This window comes from Acidobacteriota bacterium, from assembly GCA_016196035.1.
In the GTDB taxonomy this organism is placed as follows: Bacteria; Acidobacteriota; Blastocatellia; order RBC074; family RBC074; genus JACPYM01.
Window position 1 is genome coordinate 1 of the sequence record JACPYM010000051.1, and the last position, 10,968, is coordinate 10,968.

Annotated in this window: 11 protein-coding genes; 4 read left to right on the forward strand and 7 right to left on the reverse strand. The window is 56.8% G+C overall.

Annotated elements, in window-relative coordinates:
• Positions 1-130 precede the first annotated feature (130 nt).
• From HY011_15160 to HY011_15180, 5 genes are all read right to left on the reverse strand, one after another.
• Positions 131-1,060 (reverse strand): carbohydrate kinase family protein, encoded by a 930-nt coding sequence (locus HY011_15160; GenBank protein MBI3424269.1) that lies wholly within the window; start codon positions 1,058-1,060, stop codon positions 131-133.
• 140 nt (positions 1,061-1,200) lie between these two features.
• Positions 1,201-1,437, reverse strand: coding sequence for a type II toxin-antitoxin system PemK/MazF family toxin (locus HY011_15165; GenBank protein MBI3424270.1), 237 nt, complete (start codon positions 1,435-1,437; stop codon positions 1,201-1,203).
• The gene (locus tag HY011_15170; GenBank protein MBI3424271.1) at positions 1,424-1,669 is read right to left on the reverse strand and encodes a ribbon-helix-helix protein, CopG family; all 246 of its coding nucleotides are present in this window, start codon (positions 1,667-1,669) and stop codon (positions 1,424-1,426) included. The genes HY011_15165 and HY011_15170 overlap by 14 nt, the downstream gene beginning before the upstream one ends.
• Before the next feature lie 121 nt (positions 1,670-1,790).
• A complete protein-coding gene (locus HY011_15175; GenBank protein MBI3424272.1) occupies positions 1,791-2,156 on the reverse strand; it encodes a DUF4288 domain-containing protein in 366 nt (121 codons plus the stop codon).
• A 25-nt stretch (positions 2,157-2,181) separates the two neighbouring features.
• Positions 2,182-3,387, reverse strand: a complete 1,206-nt coding sequence (locus HY011_15180) for an argininosuccinate synthase (GenBank protein ID MBI3424273.1) — start codon at positions 3,385-3,387, stop codon at positions 2,182-2,184.
• Between the two features lie 381 nt (positions 3,388-3,768).
• On the opposite strand from HY011_15180, the gene HY011_15185 reads away from it, so the two are divergent.
• The 3 genes from HY011_15185 (at position 3,769) to HY011_15195 (ending at position 7,683) form a co-directional block, all read left to right on the forward strand.
• Positions 3,769-5,628, forward strand: coding sequence for a M2 family metallopeptidase (locus tag HY011_15185; protein MBI3424274.1), 1,860 nt, complete (start codon positions 3,769-3,771; stop codon positions 5,626-5,628).
• 100 nt (positions 5,629-5,728) lie between these two features.
• The gene (locus HY011_15190) at positions 5,729-6,847 is read left to right on the forward strand and encodes an aminotransferase class V-fold PLP-dependent enzyme (protein ID MBI3424275.1); all 1,119 of its coding nucleotides are present in this window, start codon (positions 5,729-5,731) and stop codon (positions 6,845-6,847) included.
• Between the two features lie 83 nt (positions 6,848-6,930).
• Entirely contained in the window at positions 6,931-7,683 is a 753-nt protein-coding gene (locus tag HY011_15195) for a carboxypeptidase regulatory-like domain-containing protein (protein MBI3424276.1), read from the forward strand.
• Positions 7,684-7,752: 69 nt separating this feature from the next.
• Here the strand turns inward: HY011_15195 and HY011_15200 are convergent, their stop codons facing one another.
• Both HY011_15200 and HY011_15205 read right to left on the reverse strand, forming a co-directional pair.
• Entirely contained in the window at positions 7,753-9,204 is a 1,452-nt protein-coding gene (locus tag HY011_15200) for a cytochrome c (GenBank protein MBI3424277.1), read from the reverse strand.
• Positions 9,201-9,470, reverse strand: coding sequence for a hypothetical protein (locus tag HY011_15205; GenBank protein MBI3424278.1), 270 nt, complete (start codon positions 9,468-9,470; stop codon positions 9,201-9,203). The genes HY011_15200 and HY011_15205 overlap by 4 nt, the downstream gene beginning before the upstream one ends.
• Before the next feature lie 262 nt (positions 9,471-9,732).
• On the opposite strand from HY011_15205, the gene HY011_15210 reads away from it, so the two are divergent.
• Positions 9,733-10,296: a sigma-70 family RNA polymerase sigma factor gene (locus tag HY011_15210; GenBank protein MBI3424279.1), complete on the forward strand. Its 564-nt coding sequence runs from the start codon at positions 9,733-9,735 to the stop codon at positions 10,294-10,296.
• The last annotated feature ends 672 nt before the right edge of the window (positions 10,297-10,968 follow it).

Below are 10,968 nucleotides of genomic sequence, written 5' to 3' on the forward strand. Positions count from 1 at the left end.
CAGTACCGCGCGCGTGAGCAAGCGGCGCGTCAAGCTTGCCCCCTTAGCTGAACTGCCAAAGCGCCGCTTGCTCACGCGCGCGGTACTGTCCCGCTGCGCGGTTTTCCCGTACATCGTAGTGAAAACTGAGCTAAGTCAAAAAAGCCTGCAACTCCGCCGCTGTCGGCAAGCCGTCGCGCGCGCCGAATTCGCGGCATTGCAACGCCGCCACCGCATTCGCCGCGCGCATCGTCTCTTCGATGTTCATGCCTTTGCACAAGCCGTAAATGAAGCCGGCGCGGAAGGCGTCGCCCGCGCCCGTCGTGTCTTTGATCACCGGCGGACGAAAGGCCGATGAGGCGATGAACTGGTTTTCGACGAAGGCCAGTGCGCCGCGCGAGCCTTGCGTCATCGCCACCAGATAACAGCCGTAGCGTTCGTGCAATTTGCGCAGCGCCGCTTGCTCATCCATCGTGCCGCCTAGTTCATTCGCCAGCCCTTGCGAAGTGATCAGGCAATCTACCTGCGGCAGCAATTCGTCAATGCCGGGGTAGGCGGTGTCGAGATCAATGGTGACGATCATCCCGGCTTCATGCGCCCATTGCGCGGCTTGCAACGCCGCCCCGGTGTCGAAGCCGTCCAGGTGCAGCACGCGCGCATTGGTGATCCATTCGCGGCGCACCTCTTCGGGCGCGATGCGCGTGCGGTCGTCGTGATACCAGAGGATCGTGCGTTCGCCCGAAAACTGTTCGATGATGATGACCGCGCCCTGGGTCTTGGCGCCGACGGCGATCAGCACGTTGGAACAATCCACGCCCTCTTTTTGCAGCGATTCGATCAGCATCCGGCCTTCGTTGTCATAGCCGACTTTGCCGATGTAGCTGGCGCGCAAGCCCAGCCGCTGCGTGCCGACCATCGCCGACGAAACCTGGCCGCCCGCCATTTGTTGATGGCCGGTCAGCCGGACTTTGGTGTTGAAGTGCGGGAAACGCGGAATGCCGACCAGATGGTCTACGGCGTTGAGGCCGAAGCCGGCGACATCAAAAGGGCGGTCGGTGGGAAGGGTGAAGGCGAAGTTCATTGTGTGTCGAATTGAGGAATGGTTGTGAATTGCGCAAGTAAGCTGCTCATCGTTGTCTAAGCGCCTTAAACCCAAGCGCGAATTCGATGGCTGCCATAACCTCGCGCATGCGCGTGGTCGAGAGCGCGGTTACAAATTCATCAAGCGAGTCTTTGTGGATGGTTGATGTTATCCAAGTTGATGGCGCACTCAGTAAGCACGCCATCTTCGTAAGGCGTTAGCATCACTTCGGTAGGAATCTGGCGAATGCGCGTCGTGAGTGGTGCAACCGTGAGGTTAGTTAAAAACGAGCTGGCTGCATTGCGCGTCAGAATCAGCATGGGGCGTCGCTTATCTGGTGGCGGCAGAGAACACCAATACACCTCACCTTGGTTCATACGGCTCTCCCCACGCACGTATGGCGTCTATGCCATCAAACTCGCCAGGTTCCACCGGGTAACGAGCATATCCTGCGGCATGGCGGCGCTCTTGCGCGAGTTCTTCTTGCTGTTGCAAGGCGGCCTTGAGTGACTGCTGGATAAAGTCTGATCGTGTTAGCGCGAGTTCGCGAGTTAAGCGATCAATCTGCGCCAGCATTGCATCTTCGATTGTGACTTCGATTGTTTGCATAGGCTTTTACCGAGAGAAGTTTGCCATAATGTCGCAGCACAACCAATAGGCTGCGCCGCGACTAAGTTCCACTTCCTTGCCATGTCAACCGTGTCTCCGAATACAAGCTTTTGCAAAGCACCTATTCGATGTAATCAATCGTCACTTCCTCACCTCTGGCTAGTTTCAACACACTTTCTTCATCGGCAACCTGAAACTCTGAATAGGTAAGCTCATCTTTATTGCGTAATTGATTGGTTTGATCCCAATGCGAAACTGAAATGACCTTGCGAATGCCAGCGAAAAGCATTTCAGCAGGCTGGCCGTTCATAGTTAGGCTCTCATCTTTGTAGCCGGCTTCTTCGTTGGCCCAAGCCTCAGCTTTCTCCCACGCTTCTTGACCGTCTGAAGCTTCGATCAAATAGACATTCTCCCACACGGTAAAGCCATCTTGCGTACCGCTCTTCAGCTTAAAGTACATAATCGCGTGTGCGGCATACCAAGCCATCGCTTTACCTCATTCTGATGAATGGCTACTTCTTCTGCGCCAAAGCCTGCACCCGCATCGGCAACCCAAAGATATTGATGAAGCCCGCCGCGTCCTTCTGATCGTAACTCGCGCCCATCGTGAACGAGGCCAGATCGGGGCGATAGAGCGTGTTCGGCGAGGTGCGTCCGGCGACGATGATGTTGCCTTTGTACAGCTTCAGCTTGCACGAACCGCTGACCGGTTTCATCAGCGTATTCACGAAGGCATCCAGCGCCTCGCGCAGCGGCGTGAACCATTGACCGAAGTAGACCATCTCGGCGTATTTGTGCGCGACGATCTCTTTGTAATGCGCCGACTCGCGGTCGAGACAGAGCGATTCCAGTTCGCGCAAGGCGACCAGCAATTGCGTGCCGCCGGGCGTCTCATACACGCCGCGCGATTTCATGCCGACCAAACGGTTTTCGACCAGATCAATGCGGCCTACGCCGTGACGGCCACCGATTTCGTTGAGCTTTTCGAGCAGCGGAATCGGATCGAGGTGTTCGCCGTTGACCGAAACGGGCGTGCCTTGCTCGAAGCCGATTTCGACGTATTCGGGCGTGTCGGGCGCGTTTTCGGGCGAGACGCTCAATTCAAACATCGCTTCGTCGGGTTCGTTGGCGGGGTCTTCGAGAATGCCGCCCTCGTGCGAGAGGTGCCAGATGTTACGGTCGTGCGAATAGATTTTCTCACGGCTGGCCGTGATCGGAATCTGGCGTTCGTTGGCGTAATCAATCGCATCTTCGCGCGAGACGATGTCCCATTCGCGCCAGGGGGCGATGACCGGCAATTCTGGCGCGAGCGCCTTGAAGGTCAATTCAAAACGCACCTGATCGTTGCCCTTGCCTGTGCAGCCGTGCGAGAGTGCATCGCAGCCGGTTTGCTTGGCGATTTCGACCTGCTTTTTGGCGATGACCGGACGCGCGAACGAAGTGCCCAGCAGGTATTTGTGTTCGTAAACGGCCCCGGCCTTCAGCGTCGGCCAAATGTATTCGGTGATGAATTCGTGGCGCAGGTCTTCGACATAGCTTTCGCACGCGCCGGTCTTGAGGGCTTTCTCGTTGAGGCCGGTTAGCTCTTCGGCCTGGCCCACGTCACCGGCGATGGCGACGACTTCGCAACCGTAATTTTCTTTGAGCCACGGGATGATGATCGAAGTATCGAGGCCGCCCGAATAGGCCAGCCCGACTTTCTTGAAAGTTTGCGTCATTGCTTGCTCCGCTTTGAAAAGGTGATGTGAACGAAGCGCGCAGTATACACGCGGGGCGGGGAATTGCGGAACCGTTGAACCGCCAAAGTCGGGGCTGCCCAAATCTTTGCCACAGAGGCACGGAGGCACAGAGCGTAGAGCCAGGTCTGACAGGGAGATGTTGCAGTCGCGACCTATTTGGGTTGAGCAATCTCTCCGTTTTTTTCTGTGCCTCCGTGCCTATGTGGCGAACTCTTTTGAGAATGGACAATCTCCGCTGTCAAAGCAGGTTCCAAGGCTTGATTGACACCCCCGCAGCCTTCCCCTAGGCTAACGTTGCTTGTTTGAATCGCACACAAACTGTAATTTCAATCCATCTTTTTCCAAGCCGGAGGTCGCTTTATGAAATGCGGTCGTTTCGTTCTGAGTTTGATTTTGACGGCGCTGCTGATGCTCGCCGCGTGCGCTACGCAACCGGGCACTGCGCCGAACGGTAATACTGGCAACGACGTTGCCGTGACTGCCGAGGGCGCTGAAAAATTCATCGCTGACGCTGAGAAACGCTTTTCCGACGCGACGATCAAATTGAGCCGCGCCAGTTGGGTCAAAAGCAATTTCATCACCGATGACACCGAAGCCATCGAAGCCAACCAGAATGAGGCATTCATCGCGCTGGGGACGGACTTGGCCGAAACCGCGCGCAAGTTCGACGGCGTGAACCTTTCGCCCGATGCCGCCCGCAAATTGAAATTGATGAAGCTGGCGCTCACGCTGCCTGCGCCAAAAGACGCCAAAGAGCGCAAGGAACTGACCGAAGTCGCGGCCTCGATGGAAGGCGATTACGGCAAAGGCAAGTACTGCCCGGACGGCCCGGATAAGAAATGCCTGAGCCTCGGCGATCTCGAAAAAATCCTGGCCGAAAGCCGCAACCCCGAAGAGTTAAAGAAAGCCTGGCTTGGTTGGCACGCCATCTCGCCCAAGTATCGCCCGCGTTATGTGCGCTTTGTCGAATTGGCGAATAAGGGCGCGAAGGAGATGGGCTTCAAAGATGTCGGCGCGATGTGGCGGACGAATTACGACATGGAGCCGGACGCCTTTGCCGCCGAGATGGAACGGTTGTGGACGCAGGTCAAACCGCTTTATGAATCGCTGCACACCTATGTGCGCGCCAAGCTGCGGCAGAAATACGGCGACGCGGTGGTGCCTGCCAACGGCCCTATCCCAGCGCACCTGCTCGGCAATATGTGGGCACAACAATGGGGCAACATTTACGACGTGGTGAAACCCGCTACCGCATCTGCTGGGGCAGGAGGTCAGACCTACGACCTGAGCAAAATCTTGCAAGCGCGCAAGACAGACGCCAAACAGATGGTCAAATACGGCGAAGGCTTTTTCACCTCGCTGGGCTTTGAAACTTTGCCGTCAACGTTCTGGGAACGCTCGCTGTTTACCAAGCCGCAAGACCGCGATGTCGTTTGCCACGCCAGCGCCTGGGATATTGATAACCAGCACGACGTGCGCATCAAGATGTGCATCAACATCAACGAAGAAGACTTCACCACGATTCACCACGAACTCGGTCACAACTTTTATCAAATGGCTTATGCGCCGCAAGCGCCGCTTTACCAGGACAGCGCAAACGACGGTTTTCACGAAGCCATTGGCGACACGATTGCTCTGTCGGTTACGCCGGAGTATCTGAAACAGCTTGGCCTGATTGATAAAGCGCCCGACACCAGCGCCGACATTCCGCTGTTGTTAAAGCTGGCGCTGGACAAAGTCGCGTTCCTGCCGTTCGGTTATTTGGTGGATCAATGGCGCTGGAAAGTCTTTGCGGGCGAGACGGGCGCGGGCGATTACAACAAACTCTGGTGGGATTTGCGTGAGCGCTATCAGAACGTTGGCGCGCCCGCCCCGCGCAGCGAACAGGATTTTGACGCGGGCGCAAAATATCACGTCGCCAGCAATACGCCGTATGCACGTTACTTCCTGGCCGCCTTGTTGCAATTCCAATTTCACCGCGCACTTTGCAAAGAAGCGGGCAACACCGGGCCACTCAATCGCTGTTCGATCTATGGCAACAAGGCTGCGGGCGCGAAGCTGAAATCCATGCTCGCGCTGGGCAAGAGCAAACCCTGGCCCGAAGCGCTCAAAGCCATGACCGGCGAAGACAAGATGGACGCGACCGCGATCATTGATTATTTCGCGCCGCTCAAAACCTGGCTGGATGCGCAGAACAAGGCGCTGCTCGCAACCAAGTAACTTTTCCTGCCCACGCAGCCACACGAAGGTTCACGAAGGAACGGACAGATGAAATGTCTTCTTCGTGTTTCCTTTGTGTGGCTTCGTGGGCAAAATTCTTATGAAAATCGAGACTCTCGCCGTCCAGGCTGGCCACACCACCGATCCGACAACCGGAGCCGTCGCCCCACCGCTCGTCCTCTCGACCACATTCGAGCGCGATGCGCAAAACAACCCGCTCGGCGCTTACGTCTATTCGCGCAGCGAAAATCCCAATCGCCTCGCGCTAGAAGAAGCTTTTACTGCAATGGAAGGCGGCGCGGCTTCGGCGGCTTTCGCTTCAGGCCAAGCCGCCACGATGAGCGTGATGCACGCGCTTTCAACCGGCGATCACGTCATTGCGCCGACCGATATTTATTATGGCACGCGCGCTCAGGCTGATTTGCTCTATGCGCGCTGGGGCTTGCAAGCCACTTTTGTAGACACGACTGACCTCGATCAAATCAAAGCCGCCTTGCGCCCCAACACCAAACTCATCTGGATCGAAACGCCTTCGAATCCGCGTTTGCACATCACCGACATTGCCGCCGTCGCTGACATCGCGCATCACCACGGCGCGGTGCTCGCCTGTGACAACACCTGGGCGACGCCGCTGCTGACGCGGCCGTTCGAGTTCGGCGCCGATCTCGTGATGCATTCGACGACCAAGTATTTCGGCGGGCACAGCGATGTGCTTAGCGGTTGCATCGTCGCGCGCGAACAGAACGAATACTTTGAACGCATCCGTACCTTTCAGATTCAAGGTGGCGCGGTCGCCTCGCCCTTTGATTGCTGGCTACTGTTGCGCAGCCTGCCGACGATGCCCGCCCGCGTCCAGATTCAATCCCAAAATGCGGCGAAGTTGGCCGAAGCCTTGAACCGCAATGCGCGGCTGACGACTGTGCATTACCCTGGCTTGCCCACGCATCCTGGCCACGCGATTGCGGCGCGGCAGATGAAAAATTTTGGCGGGATGCTTTCGATTGAGGTAGCGGGTGGACGCGAGGCGGCATTGGCGGTTGCGGGCCGCGTACAAATTTTCAAACGCGCCACCAGCCTCGGCGGTGTCGAAAGCCTGCTCGAACATCGTGCCACCGTCGAAGGGCCGGACTCGACGACGCCCGACAATTTGTTGCGGCTTTCGATTGGTTTGGAACATGCGGATGATTTGCTGGCGGATTTGATGCAGGCGCTGGATTGAAAAGAACCCAAGAGAGCTTTTGCGGCAAGCCGAGAATCTTCTGGCGTTCTTCGGCTATAGAATTTCAGTGATGGGAGTTTCCAATGAGCCAAACCAAAATCAATCTCGGCAATGTGCGCGTTGCCAGTCCGTGCCCAAAGAAATGGGAAGAAATGGCGGGCGATGAGCGTGTGCGTTTCTGTTCGCACTGTCAGCTTAACGTTTACAACTTTTCGGCAATGACAAAGGCCGAGGCGGAAAGCTTTCTGTTGAAAGCAGAGGGCCGCGTCTGTGGCCGGTTTTATCGGCGTGCTGACGGTACGATGCTGACGCAGGATTGCCCGGTTGGGTTGCGGGCTGTCAGGCAGCGTGTCTCGCGTTTGGCAGCCACTGCATTTTCTGCTGTCGTTGGGTTATTTACTGGCGCGGGATTCGCGCAGCAAATTCAGAGCGAGACGAAAGCTGATATTCAACGCAGTCTGCGGCGCTATGATCAGCCATCAATTCAAGGGACAGTCTATGATCAGTCGCGTGCGGTGATTGCGGGTGCAAGAGTGATGGCAACCCAGCAACAGACCAAAAAGGTGACTCACACAAACACAAACGAAGCTGGCCGCTTCCGCTTCGTTGATTTACCTGCCGGTGAGTATGAAATTACTGTCGAGTCGCAAGGATTTATCAAACTCTCTATGACGGAATTGAAACTGACGGATGATGAAACGATCACTTTAGACGCAACGATGAGGGTAGGTGAGGCAACAATGGGCGCTATGCTTGTACTTGAGCCACCCCTAATCCCAACCAACGATACCGTTTTGCCAACCACCCTAATTCGCAAAGATAAACCACGTCAGTAAACGCGCGCTTTTCCGCTAGCCCAGCCATTCCGGCTGGGCTAGCGGAAAAATTTGCGTGGGTACCAATGCTTAGTGACCAATTGAGGAAACAGCAGTGGTGACGGGTTTCACCGGCTGCCCATCCACCGTGTAGTTGATAAAGCCGATCATCATCTCGTCATAGGTCGGCTGGCCGAAGCGCACTGCTTTGGTCGGGTCAGGGTTGAACCTATTCTTCGCCGAGTTGTCGAAATCACCCGTCACCAGAAACTTCGTGCCCTTCGGAATCGCCAGCGGCCGTTGCGGGACGTAGGTCGTTTGCCAGGCGAAGCTATAGTTGGGCACGTTCAGCAAAACTTCTGTGCGGCCATCCGGGTAAAAGACTTTGTATTCCATCGCCGCCCCGCGATAGTGCATATGCGGCGTCAGTGAATGCAGGTGAATATCTTCCTGCGCCGTCCAGCAGCCAGTCACGCGGTGATGCGCTGCGCCGGGCGGAATCTGGAAGTAGGTGTTGCCGATGCCGCGCGTGACAGCGAGTTGCTTGGGCAATTCTTTAGCGAAGATGACGCCCACGCTCGAACGGTCTTTTTCCACGGCGCCCGCAACCTTTGAGTAATGGACTTCAAGCCGAATTTTTGAACCGGCGGGAACCTTGATGCCGATGCCGGTTTCAAACAGGTCGCCACTCGAACCCGGCGCGAAGCCAGCCAACGCCGTCAACACTGCTTCCTGGCCGCTGCCATCGCGCTTAAAGCCGATGCCGCCACTCTTGGTCACGCAGCCATCGTCGTAAATGGGCGCGTCCGTCTTAACCCGTTGCAAAAACCCTTCCTGATAAAAGATCGCCTCCTTTTCGGCCTCAGCCCGCAACTTGGCGAGTTCTTCCGGGCTCGGTTTGGGACGGTCGCTCTTGGGCGGCGGTGGCACGATGTAAGCAATGATGTGATGCACGATCTTGCGATTGCCGGGCCGCGCCTCGGCCTTGAGCACATACCGGTCTTCGGTGAAATTCAGCGGAATCTCGAAGTTTTGATATTCGTCAGGACCGCTGGCATCGAGCGTGAATTCATTTGGCATGGTCAGCACCAGATCAGGCTTGCCGATACGCCAGCCCTCGACAAATTGCGGTGCGGGCGGCAAATCTTTGGCCTTGCCTTCGGGCGCGCCGCTGTCCGCCCAAGCCGCAATCTTCTCAATCTCGGTCTGGCTCAAACGCCGGTCGTTGGCCCACGCGCCCACGTGCGGGTCGGCGTGCCAGGGCGGCATCTGGCGGCTGACGACCTGCTCGCGGATGGACTTGGCCCAGGGGCGCGCGTCTTTGTAACTCATCAGCGAGAAGGGCGCGGCCTCACCGGGGCGATGGCACTCGGTGCAGCTTTTGAAAAGGATCGGGGCGATGTCTTTGTTAAACGTCACAGGCGTAACGGGCGGTTTGGTGCTGGCGGCGCTCTGCGCGATCCAGCCCAGCCCTGCGAACAAGGCCAGTGCAACCGCGCTGACCGGACTGATCCAAGGGTGGCGAAGTCTATTTAATGTCATAGTGAGTTGCTCCTTTCTGAAACGTGATTGGTGATGAAGAGGTCCCGGTGGTTTGTGCCGGTCGCAAAAACGCCCCTTTGCTGTTGCATTACTGGCGGCTTGTTTTGCGGGCGGCGTAGCTCGCAGTAACAGAGCCAGAGCACCCCACCGAACCAAATGAGCAGCCCGGCGCAGGCCAGACCACTGAGCAGTAAGGAGAGGAATTCCAGCGCACCCATCAGCCACATCTGCGTGGCTTGTAAGCTCTCAATCATTTCAACTGGCATGGTGAACCTCCTCTGGGAAAGGTCGTTGCTGATTTCGCGAGCAGGCGGCAAGTCCCGGCATCCGCCACGTTGCGCCTGCGTTTTTCTGTCGGCAATTGAGAGAGCGGAAAAGCCGTGCGCATCCCCTCACGATTCGTGAAAAAAATTGTTGTGCTTGGGCGCGAGTGCTAGACTGCGCCGCGTTTGGCCCAACCAGCAGTACCTTTCAAGGCCGAGGCTTCCAGAAATACCGGCACCGACAGCAAACGACTAGGAGGTGCGCATGGCAGACAATATCACGCAATTGCTACGGGATTGGGGCGCGGGTGATCAGCGCGCGTTGGATCAGTTAATGCCACTGGTCTATGACGAATTGCGCCGTTTGGCCCGCCGCCATTTACGGCACGAATTGCACCAGCACAGCCTGCAACCGACCATGCTCGTGCACGAAGCCTACCTGCGGTTGGCCGATCAACCGCAAGTCAGTTGGGAAAATCGCGCGCAGTTCTTTGGGCTGGCCGCCAAGCTCATGCGCAACATTCTGGTGGATCATGTCCGCGCACGGCAGGCTGACAAACGCGGCGGCGGGGCGTTGCAGGTTTCGCTCAGCGCCGTTGATCAACTGGGCCGCGTTGCGCAAGAGCCGGAAGTGGAATTGCTAGCGCTGGATGCCGCGTTGGAACGTTTGGCCGCGTACAGCCCACAACACAGCCGGTTGGTGGAATTGCGTTTCTTCGGCGGACTGACGATTCCCGAAACGGCAGAAGTCATGGGCCTTTCACACGCCACGGTCGAACGCAATTGGACTTTTGCCCGCGCCTGGCTGCGCAATGAATTGAGCAGATGATTTCAGGTACGGTACGGAGAGCGGTTGCGACCTAATTGTTCGACAAGCTGCCAGCTTGTCGCGGCGTGGCCGTTGAACTATAGAAGCGCTACACCAAGATGCCCGGAATGCGCCGGTACAGAACCGGGAGCGATAGCGACTGGGTAACGCGGCGTGAAACCTCTGCGGAGTACCCGGTCGCTATCGCTCCCGGTTCCGTACCGCTGGCTTTCCTACCCGACATCTTGGTGTGTTTCCCCTATAGATCGGTTTGCAATTGCGTGTACGGTTTGTCGTCCCGGCTTTAGCCGGAAGATTGGCAAGCTTTCCGGCTAATGGTCTTTGAAAAATAGGTTTAACAAAACGTACTGCCAAGGGTAAGGCAGGTTAATAACCTGCCTTACTCCTGAACGCTATTCTGGCCGCGCTGAGTGTTCGCTGCCAAGGGTAAGGCAGGTTATTAACCTGCCTTACCGACTTCTGTTAAATCAATTTTTCAAAAGCCATAAGCTGGGACTACAAACCCGTACATTGATCTGCAAACTGATCTAATGGGCTAGCAGCCGGACTTCGACAAGCTGGCAGCTTGTCGGACATCCAAGCGACCGGCTTAGCTGGATGGCCAATCGCTGCCTAAACATTCGGAGACAATTACCAAATGAAACCGCTTCCCAACCAAGCCCGAGTCGAAGC

Coding starts and splice junctions, on each gene's coding strand:
- HY011_15210 (MBI3424279.1), top strand. CDS start 9,733: ATGGCAGACAATATCACGCAATTGCTACGGGATTGGGGCGCGGGTGAT.
- HY011_15200 (MBI3424277.1), bottom strand. CDS start 9,204: ATGACATTAAATAGACTTCGCCACCCTTGGATCAGTCCGGTCAGCGCG.
- HY011_15175 (MBI3424272.1), bottom strand. CDS start 2,156: ATGGCTTGGTATGCCGCACACGCGATTATGTACTTTAAGCTGAAGAGC.
- HY011_15170 (MBI3424271.1), bottom strand. CDS start 1,669: ATGCAAACAATCGAAGTCACAATCGAAGATGCAATGCTGGCGCAGATT.
- HY011_15190 (MBI3424275.1), top strand. CDS start 5,729: ATGAAAATCGAGACTCTCGCCGTCCAGGCTGGCCACACCACCGATCCG.
- HY011_15195 (MBI3424276.1), top strand. CDS start 6,931: ATGAGCCAAACCAAAATCAATCTCGGCAATGTGCGCGTTGCCAGTCCG.
- HY011_15160 (MBI3424269.1), bottom strand. CDS start 1,060: ATGAACTTCGCCTTCACCCTTCCCACCGACCGCCCTTTTGATGTCGCC.
- HY011_15205 (MBI3424278.1), bottom strand. CDS start 9,470: ATGCCAGTTGAAATGATTGAGAGCTTACAAGCCACGCAGATGTGGCTG.
- HY011_15185 (MBI3424274.1), top strand. CDS start 3,769: ATGAAATGCGGTCGTTTCGTTCTGAGTTTGATTTTGACGGCGCTGCTG.
- HY011_15180 (MBI3424273.1), bottom strand. CDS start 3,387: ATGACGCAAACTTTCAAGAAAGTCGGGCTGGCCTATTCGGGCGGCCTC.
- HY011_15165 (MBI3424270.1), bottom strand. CDS start 1,437: ATGAACCAAGGTGAGGTGTATTGGTGTTCTCTGCCGCCACCAGATAAG.